General features: G+C 67.2%; 19 protein-coding genes and 1 tRNA gene. 5 read left to right on the top strand and 15 right to left on the bottom strand.

What is annotated here, in order from left to right:
* Positions 1 to 86 precede the first annotated feature (86 nt).
* Entirely contained in the window at positions 87 to 986 is a 900-nt protein-coding gene (locus DFQ14_RS00940) for a YceI family protein (protein WP_114451108.1), read from the bottom strand.
* Positions 987 to 1,245: 259 nt separating this feature from the next.
* On the opposite strand from DFQ14_RS00940, the gene htpX reads away from it, so the two are divergent.
* Entirely contained in the window at positions 1,246 to 2,118 is an 873-nt protein-coding gene (gene htpX / locus DFQ14_RS00935) for a zinc metalloprotease HtpX (protein WP_114451107.1), read from the top strand.
* Between the two features lie 61 nt (positions 2,119 to 2,179).
* Here the strand turns inward: htpX and rfbA are convergent, their stop codons facing one another.
* Together rfbA and DFQ14_RS00925 are read right to left on the bottom strand one after the other, a co-directional pair.
* The gene (gene rfbA, locus DFQ14_RS00930; RefSeq protein WP_114451106.1) at positions 2,180 to 3,061 is read right to left on the bottom strand and encodes a glucose-1-phosphate thymidylyltransferase RfbA; all 882 of its coding nucleotides are present in this window, start codon (positions 3,059 to 3,061) and stop codon (positions 2,180 to 2,182) included.
* Between the two features lie 16 nt (positions 3,062 to 3,077).
* On the bottom strand, positions 3,078 to 3,569 hold the full coding sequence (locus DFQ14_RS00925; RefSeq protein WP_114451498.1) for a YajQ family cyclic di-GMP-binding protein: 492 nt from the start codon (positions 3,567 to 3,569) through the stop codon (positions 3,078 to 3,080).
* Positions 3,570 to 3,694: 125 nt separating this feature from the next.
* Between DFQ14_RS00925 and DFQ14_RS00920 the strand changes: the two genes are divergently transcribed.
* Positions 3,695 to 3,775 (top strand) — tRNA-Tyr (locus tag DFQ14_RS00920).
* 123 nt (positions 3,776 to 3,898) lie between these two features.
* Here DFQ14_RS00920 and DFQ14_RS00915 read toward each other — a convergent pair.
* The 12 genes from DFQ14_RS00915 to DFQ14_RS00860 form a co-directional block, all read right to left on the bottom strand.
* The gene (locus DFQ14_RS00915; RefSeq protein ID WP_114451105.1) at positions 3,899 to 5,257 is read right to left on the bottom strand and encodes a tyrosine-type recombinase/integrase; all 1,359 of its coding nucleotides are present in this window, start codon (positions 5,255 to 5,257) and stop codon (positions 3,899 to 3,901) included.
* Positions 5,254 to 5,445: a helix-turn-helix transcriptional regulator gene (locus DFQ14_RS00910; protein WP_114451104.1), complete on the bottom strand. Its 192-nt coding sequence runs from the start codon at positions 5,443 to 5,445 to the stop codon at positions 5,254 to 5,256. Before DFQ14_RS00910 ends, DFQ14_RS00915 begins: the two co-directional genes overlap by 4 nt.
* A complete protein-coding gene (locus DFQ14_RS00905; protein WP_246195721.1) occupies positions 5,426 to 6,922 on the bottom strand; it encodes a DUF3631 domain-containing protein in 1,497 nt (498 codons plus the stop codon). Before DFQ14_RS00905 ends, DFQ14_RS00910 begins: the two co-directional genes overlap by 20 nt.
* A complete protein-coding gene (locus tag DFQ14_RS00900; RefSeq protein ID WP_114451103.1) occupies positions 6,919 to 7,827 on the bottom strand; it encodes a bifunctional DNA primase/polymerase in 909 nt (302 codons plus the stop codon). Before DFQ14_RS00900 ends, DFQ14_RS00905 begins: the two co-directional genes overlap by 4 nt.
* A gap of 49 nt (positions 7,828 to 7,876) precedes the next feature.
* Complete coding sequence (locus tag DFQ14_RS00895) at positions 7,877 to 8,485, bottom strand: GGDEF domain-containing protein (protein ID WP_114451102.1); 609 nt, start codon at positions 8,483 to 8,485, stop codon at positions 7,877 to 7,879.
* Between the two features lie 81 nt (positions 8,486 to 8,566).
* Positions 8,567 to 8,749, bottom strand: coding sequence for a hypothetical protein (locus DFQ14_RS00890; RefSeq protein WP_114451101.1), 183 nt, complete (start codon positions 8,747 to 8,749; stop codon positions 8,567 to 8,569).
* A gap of 19 nt (positions 8,750 to 8,768) precedes the next feature.
* Positions 8,769 to 9,029 (bottom strand): hypothetical protein, encoded by a 261-nt coding sequence (locus tag DFQ14_RS00885; RefSeq protein ID WP_114451100.1) that lies wholly within the window; start codon positions 9,027 to 9,029, stop codon positions 8,769 to 8,771.
* 140 nt (positions 9,030 to 9,169) lie between these two features.
* Positions 9,170 to 11,434, bottom strand: a complete 2,265-nt coding sequence (locus tag DFQ14_RS00880) for an FtsK/SpoIIIE domain-containing protein (protein WP_114451099.1) — start codon at positions 11,432 to 11,434, stop codon at positions 9,170 to 9,172.
* The gene (locus DFQ14_RS00875) at positions 11,431 to 12,354 is read right to left on the bottom strand and encodes an ABC transporter permease (protein ID WP_114451098.1); all 924 of its coding nucleotides are present in this window, start codon (positions 12,352 to 12,354) and stop codon (positions 11,431 to 11,433) included. The genes DFQ14_RS00880 and DFQ14_RS00875 overlap by 4 nt, the downstream gene beginning before the upstream one ends.
* Positions 12,351 to 12,596: a hypothetical protein gene (locus DFQ14_RS00870; protein WP_338072553.1), complete on the bottom strand. Its 246-nt coding sequence runs from the start codon at positions 12,594 to 12,596 to the stop codon at positions 12,351 to 12,353. The genes DFQ14_RS00875 and DFQ14_RS00870 overlap by 4 nt, the downstream gene beginning before the upstream one ends.
* 95 nt (positions 12,597 to 12,691) lie before the next feature.
* Positions 12,692 to 12,907, bottom strand: coding sequence for a hypothetical protein (locus DFQ14_RS00865; protein ID WP_141921371.1), 216 nt, complete (start codon positions 12,905 to 12,907; stop codon positions 12,692 to 12,694).
* 76 nt (positions 12,908 to 12,983) lie between these two features.
* Positions 12,984 to 13,262 carry a hypothetical protein gene (locus tag DFQ14_RS00860; RefSeq protein WP_114451096.1) on the bottom strand — a complete coding sequence of 93 codons (279 nt, stop codon included), beginning with the start codon at positions 13,260 to 13,262 and terminating at the stop codon, positions 12,984 to 12,986.
* 114 nt (positions 13,263 to 13,376) lie between these two features.
* Here DFQ14_RS00860 and DFQ14_RS00855 point away from each other — a divergent pair, with 114 nt between their 5' ends.
* The 3 genes from DFQ14_RS00855 to DFQ14_RS00845 all read left to right on the top strand — a co-directional run bounded on the left by DFQ14_RS00855 (position 13,377) and on the right by DFQ14_RS00845 (position 15,829).
* Entirely contained in the window at positions 13,377 to 13,727 is a 351-nt protein-coding gene (locus DFQ14_RS00855) for a GntR family transcriptional regulator (protein ID WP_114451095.1), read from the top strand.
* 150 nt (positions 13,728 to 13,877) lie between these two features.
* Positions 13,878 to 15,479, top strand: a complete 1,602-nt coding sequence (locus DFQ14_RS00850; RefSeq protein WP_114451094.1) for a helix-turn-helix domain-containing protein — start codon at positions 13,878 to 13,880, stop codon at positions 15,477 to 15,479.
* Positions 15,479 to 15,829, top strand: a complete 351-nt coding sequence (locus tag DFQ14_RS00845) for a signal peptidase I (RefSeq protein ID WP_114451093.1) — start codon at positions 15,479 to 15,481, stop codon at positions 15,827 to 15,829. The genes DFQ14_RS00850 and DFQ14_RS00845 overlap by 1 nt, the downstream gene beginning before the upstream one ends.
* The last annotated feature ends 177 nt before the right edge of the window (positions 15,830 to 16,006 follow it).

Raw genomic sequence — 16,006 nt, 5'->3', positions numbered from 1 at the left:
GCGCCTCGCTGCTGAAGAGCCGGCACATCGGAGTAGCCACCACGGCTGCCGCCGCCCGGGACGGAGCCGGCGGCAGCCGTGGTTGTTCACTCGTCCAGGACGGCCTGCACGTCGAGTTCGATCCGCACGGTGGGGCCGACCACGGCGATCCCCTTGTTCAGGATCTCCTGCCAGTTCACCGCGTAGTCCTCACGTCGCAGTTCGGTCTCGCACAGGCACGCGGCGCGCGTTCCGTTCCACGCACGCTGCCCCAGATAGGTCGTGTCGAGTTGTACGGGGCTGGTCGTGCCCCGGATCATGAGGGATCCACTCACCAGCCAGCGATCCCCGCGCATCGGGGTGATCCGATCACTGGTGAAGTGCAGGTTCGGGTGGTTGGCCACGTCGAGGAAGTCGGGCGAGCGCAGGTGGTCGTCACGCATCTTCACGCCGGTGTCGATGCTGGAGGCGTCGATGGTCACCTCGATGCGTGACTGCTCGAACGGGGAAGCGACCTGGATGTAGCCGTCGAGATCGCGGAATGCCCCGTGAATCTTCGACATACCGATGTGCTGGGCGATGAAGCGGGCCTCGGTGTGGTCCGGATCGAACCGCCAGGTCCCCGGCTGCGGCAGTGCCACCGCCGTGTCGGGTTCGAGCTGCACATTCCCGATGGAGGTGTGCCGGTTGGTGCGCACATCGGCTCTCGCGCCTGCGCGGAGGTAACCACCGGCCGTGATGGAGACCTTGTGCACACCGGGGGGCACGGTGGCGAGGTAGAAGCCGTACGAGTCGGTTTTCCCCTGCCCAACCTGCTGGTTGAGTCGATCGACCACGGTCACGGTGGCTTCCGGCAGCGGGCTGCCGCGTTCGTCGTGCACCTGGCAGCTCACGACGCCACCGTCGAGGGGAGTCGGGGGAAGATCGATGCCCGTACCCTGGCGTTGCGGTCTACGGGCAGCGCCCTCGCTGGACGAACGGCGTCGACGCAGCTTGGACAGGATCATGTGACTCCTTTCTGTTCACTCGCCTCGGTACGACCGAAAAATCGCAGAGACGTAGTTACGTGCGAGTAAGTTTACGCGTGCGCCACAGGACCCTTGATCATGGCGTGTTGGAGGCTCGACACTCGGCTGTTCGGCCTCGTGGTGATGGATGTCCCATTGATGTCGAATCGCGGAACTTCGTGCTCCTCCTCGACGTTGACCGGGTGAGCAGTCCACGACAGAACGGGTGGAAAGACTCTCCGGCGGAGGCGCAGGCACAGTGCACAGTCACTTCAACGGCGTGAAGACGGCGCTGCTGTTGGGCGGAATGAGCGCGCTGGTGCTGCTGATCGGCTCCCTGTTCGGCCGGGTCGGCCTTGTCATCGCGCTGATTGCCGCGCTGGCGATGAACGGCTATGCCTACTTCAACTCCGCCGACCTGGCGTTGCGGTCGATGCGGGCCAGGCCGGTCACCGAGCTCGAGCAGCCCACGATGTATCGCATCGTCCGGGAACTGGCGACCTCGGCCAGGCAGCCGATGCCCACGCTGTATGTGAGTCCCACCAACGCGCCGAACGCATTCGCCACCGGGCGCAATCCCCGCAACGCCGCCGTGTGTTGCACGACGGGGATCCTCGGCCTGCTCGACGAGCGCGAGTTGCGCGCGGTTCTCGGCCACGAGTTGTCCCACGTCTACAACCGCGACATCCTGATCTCCAGCGTGGCCGGGGCCCTGGCCAGCGCCGTGACCTTCCTGGCCAATTTCGGGTTGCTGTTCGGAATGTTCGCCGGTGACGGCGAGGACCGGCCCAACCCGCTGGCGATGTTGCTGGTGGCGTTGCTGGGCCCGGTGGCCGCCGGGGTCGTGCAGATGGCCGTGAGCCGCTCCCGCGAGTACCAGGCCGATGCTTCCGGCGCCGCCCTCACCGGGGACCCGATCGCCCTGGCCACGGCATTGCGCAAACTGGAGCGCGGTACTCGGCGGGCGCCCCTGGCGCCGGAGCCGAACGTGGTGTCGCAGTCGCACCTGATGATCGCCAACCCGTTCCGCCCCGGGGAACGCATGGCGCGGTTGTTCTCCACACATCCGCCGATCTCCGACCGCGTCGAGCGGTTGGAGGGGATGGCCGGCCACCGGCTTCCGCCCGCCTGACAGCCGCGGCCGGGAGCTTTGAGGCTGTCGTACCGCTCTTGGCGGGGTGGTTGCCGGACCCTTATCCGTCGGCGCCCGCGGCCCGGGCGACGGACATGACGTAGTCGCCGTATCCGGACTTGGCGAGCTTGGCTCCCAATGCGTAACAGGCCTCGGCGGAGATGTATCCCATCCGCAGAGCGATCTCCTCCAGGCAGGCGATGCGGACACCCTGGCGGTGCTCGAGGACCTGCACGAACTGGGCGGCCTCCAGCAGGGAGTCGTGCGTCCCGGTGTCCAGCCAGGCGAAACCGCGGCCGAGTTCGGTCAGGTGTGCCCGCCCGCGTCGCAGGTACTCCATGTTGACGTCGGTGATCTCGAGTTCACCGCGGGCGGAGGGCCGCAGGTTCCCGGCGATGTCGACGACGTCGTTGTCGTAGAAGTACAGGCCGGTGATGGCCTTGTCGGAGCGAGGCCGGTCGGGCTTTTCCTCGATGGAGACCAGTTGGCCGTCCGGTCCCGTTTCACCGACGCCGTAACGCTGGGGGTCGCGCACCGAGTAGCCGAACAGCATGCAACCGTCGAGTCCGGCCGCGCTTTCCCGCACGAGCCGGGACAGGCCCTGCCCGTAGAAGATGTTGTCGCCGAGGACCAGGGCCACCGAGTCGTCTCCGATGAAGTCCGCCCCGATCACGAACGCCTGGGCGAGCCCGTCGGGCTGGGGCTGCTCGGCGTACTCGATACGCAAGCCGAACTGTGTGCCGTCGCCGAGCAGTCTGCGAAACAGCGGTAGATCGTCCGGCGTGGAGATCAGCAGGATGTCACGGATGTCGGCCAGCATCAGCACCGACAACGGGTAGTACACCAGCGGTTTGTCGTAGACCGGCAGCAACTGTTTGGACACGACCTGCGTGATTGGATGCAGTCTGGTGCCACTGCCTCCGGCCAGCACGATTCCTTTCACCGGTGGGTCCTTTTGCTCAGCGGTAGTTCTCGAACTGCAGTGCGGTGTCGAAGTCCTCGTGCTTGAGTAGTTCGATGACCGCCTGCAGGTCGTCTTTCTTCTTGCCGGACACCCGGAGCTGATCACCCTGGATCTGCGCCTGGACACCCTTGGGGCCGTCGTCGCGAATCCTCTTGGAGATCTTCTTCGCGGTGTCCTGGGCGATGCCCTGCTTGATCTTTCCGGTGACCTTGTACGCCTGTCCGGAACTGGTCGGCTCGCCCATGTCGAGGGCTTTCAGCGAGACGCCGCGCTTGACCAGCTTTTCCTTGAACACGTCGATGGCGGCCTTGCAGCGCTCCTCGGTTTCGGATTCCAGAGTCACGGACTCCTCGCCGGCCCAGCTGATCCTGGTGCCGGTGCCGCGGAAGTCGAACCGGTTCGCCAGTTCCTTGGCCGCCTGGTTGAGTGCGTTGTCGACCTCCTGGCGGTCAACCTTGCTCACCACGTCGAAAGAAGGGTCTGCCACCTGCTCCACCTCCCGGGCGCGTCCTTACTGCGTTGCCGACACGCTACCGGGTCGACCCCCTTGTCGATGGCGTGGACACCGGTATGTATGATTTTCCCTGCAAGCCAGCGGTGCTGGCATGCTTCGCCGGGTTGCCCGAGCGGCCAAAGGGAGCTGACTGTAAATCAGCCGCGCAAGCTTCAGAGGTTCGAATCCTCTACCCGGCACACCAGCCCAGAAGGCCCCCTGACCTGCACCGACAGGCCAGGGGGCCTTCTTCGTGCTCCCCGGCTGTCCCCGGAGCTACCCGGCCGTGTGCGGCTCTCAGTGGCCAATGAATGGCCACGGTTTCACCTCAGAGCCCGGTCGATGCGCGAGCGGGCCTCCTGCTCGCCACCGTCGAGGCACTTGGCGTAGACGCGAAGGAGCACGTGCACGCTGTGGCCCGCCCACTCGGCCACCCGGGTCGGCTCGACACCGGCGTTCAGCCATGTCGACACGGCGGCGTGACGAAGGTCGTAAGGACGCTTGGCCAACGGTGAAGCAGCTACCTCGTCGGTGAACGCATCAGCGCGCGCATTCGCCCATGCACGCCCGTAGACACTGCTGCCGAGTCGCCCTCCGTTTCGCTTGCCCAAGAAGAGCCGTCCGTCCGGTGCTGTGCCGTAGATCGCGAGATGGTTGTGCAGGTGTGCGGTCAGCTCCGGTGGACACGGGACTATCCGGCCGATGTCGTCGTCTCGGTGCTTCAGACTCCGTTCCTCGCTGGCCGTGCGGCTGTCGGTCCACTCGCCGGAGATTTCGGGCGTCGAGCGCTCCAGGTGCAGTTCACCCCAGCCGTTCTGGGGTAGAGACAGGTTGCGCTTGCGCAGGTTGGTCGCTTCCTCCGGGCGAAGAGCTGCGAAGTACATGAGCCCGAAGAACGCGGTCAAGTGCGGAGTGCGGTTGGCAACGGCTTGAAGAAGTGTGCGGGCCTGGACAGGGTTGGCAACGGATCGCCGGTCGACCTGCCGTAGGTTCGTGCTGTTGCGCCGGATCTTGACCTCGTTCAGTGGGTTGCCGATGAGGAACTTCCGCTCGATCGCGTAGTGGATCGCATTCGTCAGGGTGGTACGGCGCAACCTGACGGTATCCGGGGCTGCTCGATATCCGTTCAGGTTGACGTCGAGGGCGGCCAGTACGGACCTGAGAACGTCCGGCTTCGAGAGGTCACCGACACTCCGGCTGTGGGCAGCGATCCACTTGAGTGCGTGCCGAATCTCCGGTGGATGCTCACTGTCTCGGGTCACCGGATTGAACGCGCGGCGGAACGCCTTGTTGAGGACTTTGGGCTCAGGTGCTCCGCGGTTGGTGGTGAGCATGGCTGCCGAGATCGGTGCGAGTGAGTCGACCGTGTTCTTCCGGTGCCCTGGTGAGGCGTCGCGCCACTTCATGTCCATGTACTCGCAGGCGAACTTGAACCACGACATGTCTTCGGTGCTCCGCGTCATCGAGACCGGGAGGCCAGTCTCGATGATGAACGCTTCTCCTTTCCGAGCGGCGCTCAGGAGTTCGGAGCGGAAGCTCTCCGCTTGCGCGCTGTTCTTGAATGACTTGTGACAGTCCTGTGCTGATACCTCCCACCGGACTCGATAGCTGGTGACCTTGCCCTTGGTGTTCTTGCGGGTCTGCATCTTCCAGATGCGGACGTCGTAGGTGGTTTCGGTCATGCGGCGTCCTCCAGGGTGTCGAGCCAGTTTTCGAAGTCGGTGCGGCGGATGCGCAGGGAACCGTTGGGCAGCCGGATGCACTTGGGGCCGCGTTGCTTGGCGCGCCAGTCGTCGAAGGTGGAGCGGGAGACGCCCATCTCTTCGCAGAACTCGGTGACGGTCATCCAGTTACCACTGCGTTTGGCCACGAGTTGCCTCCTGGTGCATTGCGAGCGATGGGGCGCTGACGGATGAGCGGGGTGGTTGCTCGGGGTGCTGGCTGGTATGTGCCGCTACCTCCGCTACCGCCGCTACGTCCCTGGTCAGGCCGGTAGCGGCGGGACTTTCGGTGCCGCTACCGCCGCTACCTGCCTCGGTGTCCGGTAGCGGCGGTAGCGGATCGGGTTTTTCGTCCGCTACCGGTGTGACCTGCGCGGTAGCGTCGGTAGCGCTGGTAGCGGCACTGGCCAGGTAGCGGCGCCAGGCGTCGGCCAGGCCGTCTTCGCCATCGGTGCGGAATCCTTTGGCGACCTGCCCGCCAGGTTGCTTGATGTTCTTGGAGGCCACCCCGTAGCGGGCGAGTTCTTTGGACAGGCGTCGGGCGTCGAGGGGCTTGCCGTACAGATCGCCCCACGGTGCTTCGTCCAGAGCGTGCAGCGCCGAGAGGATGTCGACGGTGGTCATTCGGTCGGCATTCCGGGCGGTGAAGATCTCGCGCAGATCTGCCAGCAGCCGCACCCCGAGCGACTGGGTTCCGGGCCCGGTCGCGTTGACGAAGTGCTGACAGGCCGCGCGGGCGGTCTCAGGCCAGTGCCCGCCTGCTTGATCGGCCAGCGCGAGCAGGGGTTTCCAGATCTCGGCGGCGCGGTCGATGACCCCGGCAGGCATCGCGGGCCGTGCCCCGGCGAGGTGCTCGGCCACACTGTCGACCCAGGCGCTGAGCTCCTCGCGCACGGGGCCGGCTTCCTGCTCGACGTCCTCTTCGATGAACTCTTCGACGGGCTCATCGGGGGCGCGTTTGCGCATGTGGATGGTGATGGCCCGAGTGGTGATGGTGGCGGGCATGTGCCCGGCGATGCCGGCCAGGGCCGCCGGGGCATAGACCGGGAACCGCTCGACCTTCATGGCTTTGGCATCACCGACACAGCGAGCGATGGTCGCCGACCGTTTGTATCCGGCGTTGAGCATGGCGCGCAGGTCTTCGTAGTTGCCGCCGTTTTTGGGGTTGAAGATGGCGTCGACCTCGTCGAATAGGATGGTGATCGGCCCTTCGCTGACCATGCGGAACATGGCCGCCGTGGTCGCCGAGATGGTCATCTCGGGCGCGGCGACGAGATACTGACCCACTTCGAGCACGCGGGTTTTGCCGCTGCCCGGCTCGGCGGAGTCGAGGATGAGCCGCGGGGTGACGTAGAAGCGCTGGGCGGCATGGGTGTGGGCAAACCACAGCGCGATCGTCGGGGCGCAGTGCTCGGAGGGCAGCACCAGAAACCGGCTCAAAAAGCGGGTGACCTCGTCGAGCACGTCGGCGCCGGGCCGCACCGGTCGGTGGGGCTGCTCGTCCTGCTCGGTGACGACGTGCAGGGCGGGCGCGGCAGTCATCGTGGTGTCCTCTTCTCCGGTTTCGTCGGGGGTGGGGCGCTGGATGCGCCCCAGGCCAGGAGTTTGGGGTTGCGGGGTGCTCACGCGGCGTCCTTCTTGCGGTCGGTGAGGCGGCGGGGGCGGTTGGCGGCTGTGCGCAGGCCGGAGCGGATGGTGGCGTCGATGGCTTCGGCGGTCCACGGCTCGGGCTTGGTCTGGGGCAGCCGGGACATGGCGCGGTGCAGCACGGCCCGCACCGTGTCGACGTCGACGGCACCCCCAGCTACCAGACGTCCGAGGGCCAGCGAGGCAGTGAACAGAGTGATGTTCTGCTTGCCTGGTTGGGCCGCAGCGACCCGCTCGGCCTCGTTGCGCAGTGCCGCTTCGACGTAGGCAGAGCGATGCATGGGGGCGATCTCAGAAGGCGCTGAGTCGCCCGTAGACGGCTTGGGAGTGAGGGCCTGGGCCAACCAGCCGGGCAGCCGTGCGGGGTCGGTATCGTCGTAGAGCTCGTAGGCACCCTGATCGAGTACCGAACCCGGGGCAACGACGTAGCCCCCGGCTGCGCGAGTGTCCAACAGCGGCCCGAGTGTCCCGGCCGTGTTGCGCAACCCTGCCGCTGCGGGCACGAGGAAGTACAGGTGCCACCCGCCGGAGGGGGTGGCCACGGTGTAGGTCGGCGGCAACGGCTCCCCGGCTCGGCGGGCCAGGCGGGTCAGGATCTCGGCACCGCTACGGAGCCCGAGTGTCTGCCAGTGGTCCGGCAGCGCCTGCCCGTGCTCAGGCTCGTCGCAGTCGACGACAACCAGGCCGGACGGTCCACACGCCAAACCGATGTTGTAAGCCGCGTGCTGCCAGCACCGGGTGATGCGGTCGGGGTCAGTGGTGGCGCGCTGTTCCCACTGGCGGACCGCCGGACGTTTGCTGCCGGGCAGCAGCGGGAGCACGGCCCACCTCTGTTCGGCCAGGTGCAGCGCGGAGCGCAGCAGTTGCGTCTGACGGGTGTTCATCGGGTGGCCTCCTGGTCGGTGCGGGGTGTGGCGTGCAGACGTAGCTCGATCACGCGGCCTCACCTCCGGGGGTGTGCTGGTCGCGGGTGCGCTGTGCCTGGCCGGTGGGCAGCACGGTCAGGCGGTGGGTGGCTTTGACCTGGTACATGTGCGCGTCGGCGTGGCCGAGCAGCTCGGCCAGTGGGGTGCTGGCGGGGGCGGTGGCGAGTCCGACGCTGCCGAGCACGGTCAGGCGGTGCCCGTCAACCCGGATCGGTTCGGCCAGGGCGGCGGCCACGCTCTCGGCGCGCTGTTCGGCGGCGGTCGTGGTGGGGATGGGGCCGAGCCAGAGGGCGAACTCGTCGCCGTGCAGTCGTACGGCCAGCTCGCCGGGTTTCGTGGCGGTGGCGAGTTGGGTGGCCACGGCGGCCAGGACTTTGTTGCCGAAGTCGTGGCCGTGGGTGTCGTTGATGGCCTTGAACTGGTCGAGATCGACCATGAGCAGTCCGACGAGGCTGCGGGTGAATCGCTCTCGCCGGGCGGTGCGGTGCAGGGCTTGGCGGTTGCCGAGCCCGGTCAGCGGGTCGGTGTGCAACCGGCGGCGATACAGGCACGCGGCGGTGGTGGCGATGATCGCCCATCCGGCGGTGCCCAGCAGCGTCGAGAGTTCTGCGAACATGGAAGGTGCCTCCGAGTGAGGTAGGGGCCCCGCCCGCCGCGATTGGTAGGTGGACGGGCGGGGCCTTCTTGCTGGGGTTGGTCAGTGGCGCTTGTCGTAGGTCCAGCCGGCCTTGCGGTAGCAGCGCGGGCACAGCGGGGCGTTGCGGGCTGCGCCCTCGCCGGGCTTGAGCTTCTTGCCGCAGAAGGCCCGGACACTCATCAGGCCCATCGCGGCCAAGTCGGCGCGGACGGTGTCCGGGGTGATGTGCATGGGTGCAGACATGGGGCTCCTCCCTGGTGGGTCAGCGGTGGCGGGTGCGGCGGCGTCGGCGGTGGCTGGTGGTGCGGTTGTAGAGGTGGCGTCCGATGCGGATGCGGCGTCCGGTGCCCTGGCAGCGGGTGCACAGGCGGAAGGCGGTCACGATGCGGGCGTGGCGTTTGCCGGTGCCGTGGCAGGTTTTGCAGGGTTTGAAGGGCCAGATCACGCACGTGGCAAAGTAACCGAGCGTGATGACCAGGGCAGCGATGGCGAGGGTGGCTAGCGGGCTCAGGGTGGGGGTCATGGGCCTCCTGCCAGGGTTTTTGGGACAGGTCGGCTCGCAGCGCGCTAGCGGCTAGGGCGCTGGGCAGGTTCGGTGTGGGGGTGCTAGCGGGGCCGCTAGGTCTAGCGGGTAGGGCTGCTAGGTCTAGCGGGCCTGCTGGGTTATCCGGCCTCGCGTTTGCGGTTACGCTCCGCAACAATTTTGGCGAGGTCGGCGCGGTGGAAGCCGCGGCGGTTGCGGCCGTGGCCGTGCTCGTCGGTGCCCCACACTTGCCGGTTGGTCTTGATCCCGTGGGGTTTGAGGGCGGCGGTGAGTTGGTCGGCGGTGTAGCTGCCGTAGGTCTCGGGCCACGTCTGTGCGAGTCGGGTGGCGGCGGTTTCGGTCCAGACCTTGTCCTCGTCCGGGCCGAGCAGGCTGAGCAGGTCCTCGGGGAGGGTGTCGGGTTTGCGGTCGGTGGTGGTTTGGCCGAGGGCGTGGCCGGACAGGGTGCCGGCGGCGTGCCGGGCGGCGCGGGCGCGGTCGGTGATGGCGTCGGCGGCGGGGTTGTCCACGTAGGCCGAGCGGGCGATCTGCGGGTCGTCGGCGTTGCCGACGAGGTAGCCGATGCCCTTGTCCTTGGCGGTGAACGTGGACGCCCGGACACCGTTTTTGTACATCGAGGTGCCCAAGACCATGTCGTTTTCCATCTGGCCCATCACCCGCAGGCAGAACCGGATGCCGACGTTGGCGGACACCCCGGTGGGCAGGCTGTCCTTGTCCGGGCGTTGGGTGGCCAGGATCAGGATCACGCCCAGCGCCCGGCCGCGTTTGATGATGGCCGTGGCCAGTTCGCCAGCCTCTTTGCCGAACTCGGGATGGGAGAACAGTTCCTGGCACTCGTCGACGGCCACGACCAGCGGGTGCAGCCCGAGGTCGCTGCGTGCGGCGAGTTCGGGGGTGACCTTGTTCTCCGGCACCAGAGCCTTGTTCTCCCGGGCCAGCCGGGTGATGGTGGCCGCGCGCTTTTCCAGGTCCTGGTAGACCTCCCGCAGCGATTCGAGGGTGGCCTCGACGGTGCCGTCATCCGGGCCCGAGCCGTAGTGGTGCGCGACCTTCTCCAGGCTTTCGAGGTCGCCGGTGCCCTTGAGCTCAAAGATCCGCATCTCGGCGCGGGCATCCAGCGCGGCGGCCAGCAGCAGCACCCGCAGCGCGAACGTCTTGCCCACGCCCGGCATGGCGCCGATGAGCAGGTTGGCATACATCAGCGTGATCGCGACGGGCCTGCCGCGTTGGTCGGTGCCGAACGGGACGGGTTGGAACAGGTCGGCGGTGCCCTTCTTGAGTAGGGGCCAGGCGGGTTGTTTGGCCTGGGCCATGTCCTGATCACCGACCCACAGCACGAGCCGTCCGGCGTGTTCGGTGCCGTCGGATTCCGGCCACACGCAGCCAAGCGGGCGGCGCAGCCCGGAGGCGAGCTTCTCGCGGCGCTCGACGATGTCGGGCACCGTGACGCCGTGCGGCAGGTCGATGTCGGCCCGCCACCCGGGTCCGTCGCGGGTGATGGGTTTCGGGAAGGCGATGCCCGAACCGCGGGGGCCCATGACCTTGTTGATTTCGGCGATGCCGAGCGAGGCCAGGGCGCGTTCGACGATGTCGCTGGTCAGCTTGGCCACCTGGGTGGAGACCACCGCGCGGCCCGGCACGACCGGTTTGTCCCGATGCCCGCCGGCCGCACCGAGGGCCAACACCAGGCCGGCCATGACTGCCCCGGTCAGCAGCATGGGCAGCCCGGTTACGAGGAACACGGTCAGCGGTAGTCCGCCCAGCAGCACTGGCAGCGTCAACGCCAGGCGGGTGCGTACCCGGGCGTCGCGCTGGGTGGTCAGCCGCAGATACTCGGCCGCATCCTCCCTGCGTGCCGCAGCGCTACGCAGGGGCTGGCCTTCGGCATCGAACACCCACCGGGCCGTGCCCGAGATGATCCGAGCCGTACCGCGTGGAGCCTGGCTCGCGAGCTTCGCGGCGTAGACCGGGCAGCGGGCCGCGTGATACCCGGCGGCGTGCGCGTAATGCCCGCCCGCCCACTTGGCCGCTTGGGAAAGCTGGTTCCGTGAGGACAGCCAGGTCGGCAGGATCGCTCGGCGCTCGGCCTGGTTGAGCCGTTCCCAGAACGACGGCCCCCGACCGGACTCCGGCGGGTCCACCTGGGACGTGATGTTCTGCTCGTCCTCGTCGACGAGTTCGCCCTCGAGCACCTCACCGGCCGTGTCCCTCTCGGCGGACTCGGCAGTGCCCCCGTTGCGCTCGTAGTCGGTCTTGTCCTGTGTGGAGTCCTCCCGCTTGCTGGGGAACTCGTAGACGCGGGCATGCTCGCCGGGCTCGGCACGCTGCTCGTCGCGGTGGTCGTCGTACTCGTGATCGTGGTGCTCGGAGTGCTGGTTGATCATCGGTGCGCCTCCTCGTGGGCGGCGGGACTGCGAAGCAGATGCGTCAGGGCTGCGCCCATGCCGAGCACGGCCACGGGCAGGCAGGACACAGCGGTGGTGATCCACCACGGGGCGGCGGTGATGTCGGCGGCGGTCATGAGGTGGTAGGCGATCTGGCCCAGCGCGCCGAGCGCGAGCGAGCCCAGCGCCGACCACTTGGCGAAGCGCCGCGCCTGGTCCGGCACCGCGCCGGACAGCCAGACCCGCAGGGCGTAGGCGGCATAGGTCTCCACCCCGATCGGCAACGTGATCGCGGTATTGATCTGCAGCGAGTCCCAGATCCCGGGCAGCGGGCGGACCATGCCGAACCCGGTCAGCGAGCCCAGCCCGACCCAGCCGGACCAGATCGCCACAAACGCCGGCAGCGCCAACAGCAACACCGGCCACGCGGCCGGAACCCGCCCCGCCCGCTGCGGCGCAGACGCCGGGCTCGTGCCTGGGTTCGTGGGCATGCTCACCGGCTCCGAGGCCTCCGGGGTCGCCGCTGTTGTGTCGGTGTTCGGTGCCGGACTCGGAGCCGCCGCACCGGCGGGTTCGACCGGCTCCGGTGCGGCCACCACCGGGAGCGGCTCGGTCGGCGGATCGACCGGAGCCGCATCCGCCCCGGACTGCTCGGGCTCGGTGGTATCCGGCACCAGGTGCAGCCGGACCGGACCCGCCCCGCTGCCGGACTTGGCGGCGTGGGACTCGCCTGGGGCGGCGGGGCTGGCCTCGAGGGCCTCGCGCAGGGTGGTGGCCTTTTTCGCCCCGATGCGGAACTCACTCATCAACCGGTTGCGCGAGGGGACACCGCCGAGCGTGTCGGCCAGCTCGCGCGCCTGCGGCAACAGTTCATCGACCGAGACCGGATACGCGCTGCGGGACGTGGTGGGAGCGCTCATGCCGACTCGCCCCCACCGGTGTAGAGAAACGCGAGCAGGGCCTGTTGCAGCTCGACCAGGTCGGCGGCGTTGTCGGCGGCGAACGGCCCGCGAAACCCCGGATACCCGTGCTGCTCCAGCACTCGGGCGACGTCGAGGACCAGGCCGGTCGTGAACCGCGGATCGTGATCGGTATGGGCCACCGGATACCGCCGCATCCGAACGGGCGGGGTGGTGTGGCCATCAGCGGGTGTGGTGGTCATGCTGGAGGTCTCCTTACTGCTCATCGGGTGGTGGGGAGCCCGGTCCGGCAGCGAGTTCTTGGCGGAATGACTGCCGGGCCGGGGCACACGGGGGCTCAACTGATCCCCAGATCGGCCAGCACGCCGTTGGCGGCGGTGGTGATCGCGGTGGCAAACGTGTGGGTCACCTCGGCCATCGGCTGCCCGACGACCGTGGGCAGCAGCAAAAAGCCCAGAGCCATCCCACCGATGAGCTGAGTCCAATCCATCCGACGTCGGGCCAACAACAAGATGGCGATCACGATGGCCACGAGAACGTTGTAAGTAATCACAGCGGCACTCCAATCAGGACAAACAACACCGAGATCTGCGCGGAAAGCGGCGGGTCAGAGGCGTCAGCCCGGCGAGTCATGCCGCATCCCCATCGATGGGCCGCGAAGTACTGGAGAGCGCGCGAGCCCTCTGCCGCTGAGCCAAGAGCTTGCGTAGCTCGCCACGGGCACGATCCAGCCGTCGCATTGCGACGGCATCCGTGACGCCCAGGGCTTCCGACTCCAGTACGGCACTCTCGGCGTCGATGACGTTGAGTTCGAGTTTCATGGCGAGGCAGTCCGTAGCCAATGCAGCGCGCTCGCCGTCCATGGGCTCCTCGATGGGGGCGCTGCCTGTCTCGGTGTTCTTACGCATTGCTGACTCCTATCGTTCAACTGAGGCACATTAATGCGCATTAGTGCGCATGATGTCAAGTCTTCGTTTGCGGTGCACTAGTGCGGCTAGGGTGGTTCGGGTTAATCTGGCGATGTGCCGATCAACCAGCAGAGCGCTCAGCCGCTGAGCGCACAGATCGAGGACGACCTACGCCGGAAGATCACGGCTGGTGACGTGCAGGTTGGGGAGAAGCTTCCGTCTCTGCGCTCGCTGGCGGACGAGTACGGCGTTGCCGAGCTGACCGTTCACGTTGCGGTCAAGAAGCTCCAGCACGAAGGGGTCCTGACCTCGGTGAGCGGCCGTGGAACGTTCGTCAACGCCAAGCCGGAAGACCTCGCCGCCGGCGAGGAGACGTCCGAGCTTCAGGCAATCCGGGACGAAGTGCGGGAGCTTCGGGTGCGTGTCGAGGCTGTCGAGCAAGCCCAGTCCGAAGCTGATCGGTGACTCGGCTGGCGGGTTGGTCACTGTGGCCCTCCTGGTGTCCGCTTCTGACTGACACCAGTAATTCAACCCTGTGACCTGCGGAAATATGATGAACCAGCGATGCACCAGCAGTGCACTCACAGTGCACTCGGTTGACGGGAGCGTGCGCCGGTGGACGTGGTCGACGTCTGGACGGGTGGACGAGCCAATGCGCTTCAACGGGCGCTGAGACTGACCAACGAAGCCTTCGCGGAGCGGCTCGGAACGGCCGTGCGGACCGTTGCGAAGTGGAAGGAGAACACCGAATCCGAGCCGGGCAGCGAGCTACAACAAGCCCTCGACACCGTGCTGTATCAGGCACCCGATCCGGTCAAGGCACGCTTTTCCCTGCTCCTGGGGACAAGCGAGGGGGAAGCAGCCCCGGCCGATGCGGGTGAAGGCCATGCTGAACGCGATACGGCGGAGGCAGAACGCCGACTCAGTGCCGACCCGAGCATCGGCGCAGCGCTCGACTGGGTAGAACGGGAGGCAGGCTGGTCCAGTGGGGCCGCTCGCAAGGAGGTACTTGCCCGTCTCGCTGCGTTGGCACCGCACGAACTGCGCGACCGGCGAGCTCGCCGCGGTCGGGTGGACCAGCATCAGCTCGCGGAAGCCCTCACGAGCTACTACGCGGGGGCGCTGGCGGGATGGGGCACCTATACCGCACGAATCGAAGACACCCAGAGCGCGATCACCAGCGTGTTCACCAGCTCGGACTGGTTGGATCTGCGGTGCCCGCTCACGCCGGACCATGACCAACTCGACCTGGAGCGCATGGCGCCCGAGTACGGCGCCGCACTGGACGAGTTCACGACCGATCAGGCCATCCAACGGATCGCCGAGACGCTAGAAGAAGAAACCCGCCTGGTCAACGCCTCCCTGTACCGGCTGCTCGATGTCGACGTCAGACCGGGCAAGCTCGGCGGCTCGTTCGGGATGACCGAGTTCGTGCAATACGCACTGACCATGGATCTCCTCGAAGGCGAAATGGTCGACGCGATCGCGGAGGGCCGCTCAACACGCCCCGGGCATCTCCCGCTGCGTGACCACTACCTTCCTGACGCTGCAGCCGTGCTCAACACCCGTGGGCGTCTCTGTGCTGGTGGTCCACTGGCGCTGTGTGCGATCGCTCGCCCGGCGCGGGGACGTCGCCCTGCTGACTACGTGCTCCTGGTCCAGGAGCGGGGCGGCCACGTGCTGAACGCGTCGCGGCGACTGGCGCCGATCCCGAAGTCGTTCCACGAACCGCTCATCGACCAGCGCGAGGACACCCAGCTCGGCGCCACGCTTCAGCGGGAGATGGAGGAAGAGCTCTTCGGGCGGGATGACGTCGACAACACGGTCTCGCCGCAGCGCAGCGCCGACCCGATGCACCCGAGCAGGCTGTCTGAGCCGATGCGGTGGCTGACCGAGAACAGCGAGAACGGCCAGTGGGCCATGGAGTGCACCGGGCTCGGTCTGAACCTCGTCAGCGGCAACTACGAGTTCGCCAGCCTGATCGTCATCCATGACGAGGAGTTCTGGCAGCGCTTCGGCGGCCAGGTGGAGGCCAACTGGGAGTCGAGCAAGCTCCAGCAGTTCTCCAGCATGGACCGCGAGCTGCTCACCGAGCTGTCGGCCGACGTAGCGTGGAGCAACGAGGGGCTGTTCGCGTTCCTGCAGGGACTTCGACGGCTGTCCGAGCTGGACAGTCCACGCGTGAACGCCCCCGCTATCGAATGGGAGATCCAGTAATGACCCAGTGGTACACCGGCAACGCGGCCGACGACGGCAGTGAGCGTCGCGGCTGGATCCTCGGTCACTTCATCGACCCCAGTGAAGGTGTGCGCCACTCCAAGGACGTCGAAGTCAAGTGGGGCACCCACCCGGCAGGCGAAACCCGCCCCGAGTGGGCACCCGATGACCAGCGCACCACCCTGGTCATGCTCATCCAGGGCAAGTTCCACGTCTACCTCACCGACGACAGCGCCCTCCTACAGCGCCAAGGCGACTACCTCGTCTGGGGCCCAGGCGTCGAGCACTCCTGGGAGGCAGAGGAAGACTCCATCGTCGTCACTGTCCGCTGGCCGTCTCTGCCGAGCTGACCCGCTGTCAGTTCGACATGGCCCAGTTCGGTTGTTGTGGCGAGCCGCAAGGTAGCCAAACCATGTCTCACTGGGGGGATCTGCTTGCGTACGCACGCTAGGGTCCTTCCACTGAGGTTTGTGGAGCCTGTTCGCGGAGTCTGACTTGCGAATGACGTCCTGCGGCCCCCTGCACCT

The sequence above is a fragment of the Halopolyspora algeriensis genome, assembly GCF_003337235.1.
GTDB lineage: Bacteria > Actinomycetota > Actinomycetes > Mycobacteriales > Pseudonocardiaceae > Haloactinomyces > Haloactinomyces algeriensis.
This window is presented reverse-complemented; position numbering and strand designations above follow the sequence as displayed.

Coding starts and splice junctions, on each gene's coding strand:
- DFQ14_RS00890 (WP_114451101.1), bottom strand. CDS start 8,749: ATGTCTGCACCCATGCACATCACCCCGGACACCGTCCGCGCCGACTTG.
- DFQ14_RS00880 (WP_114451099.1), bottom strand. CDS start 11,434: ATGATCAACCAGCACTCCGAGCACCACGATCACGAGTACGACGACCAC.
- DFQ14_RS00885 (WP_114451100.1), bottom strand. CDS start 9,029: ATGACCCCCACCCTGAGCCCGCTAGCCACCCTCGCCATCGCTGCCCTG.
- DFQ14_RS00915 (WP_114451105.1), bottom strand. CDS start 5,257: ATGACCGAAACCACCTACGACGTCCGCATCTGGAAGATGCAGACCCGC.
- DFQ14_RS00845 (WP_114451093.1), top strand. CDS start 15,479: ATGACCCAGTGGTACACCGGCAACGCGGCCGACGACGGCAGTGAGCGT.
- DFQ14_RS00895 (WP_114451102.1), bottom strand. CDS start 8,485: ATGTTCGCAGAACTCTCGACGCTGCTGGGCACCGCCGGATGGGCGATC.
- DFQ14_RS00875 (WP_114451098.1), bottom strand. CDS start 12,354: ATGAGCGCTCCCACCACGTCCCGCAGCGCGTATCCGGTCTCGGTCGAT.
- DFQ14_RS00940 (WP_114451108.1), bottom strand. CDS start 986: ATGATCCTGTCCAAGCTGCGTCGACGCCGTTCGTCCAGCGAGGGCGCT.
- DFQ14_RS00900 (WP_114451103.1), bottom strand. CDS start 7,827: ATGAACACCCGTCAGACGCAACTGCTGCGCTCCGCGCTGCACCTGGCC.
- DFQ14_RS00860 (WP_114451096.1), bottom strand. CDS start 13,262: ATGCGTAAGAACACCGAGACAGGCAGCGCCCCCATCGAGGAGCCCATG.
- DFQ14_RS00870 (WP_338072553.1), bottom strand. CDS start 12,596: ATGACCACCACACCCGCTGATGGCCACACCACCCCGCCCGTTCGGATG.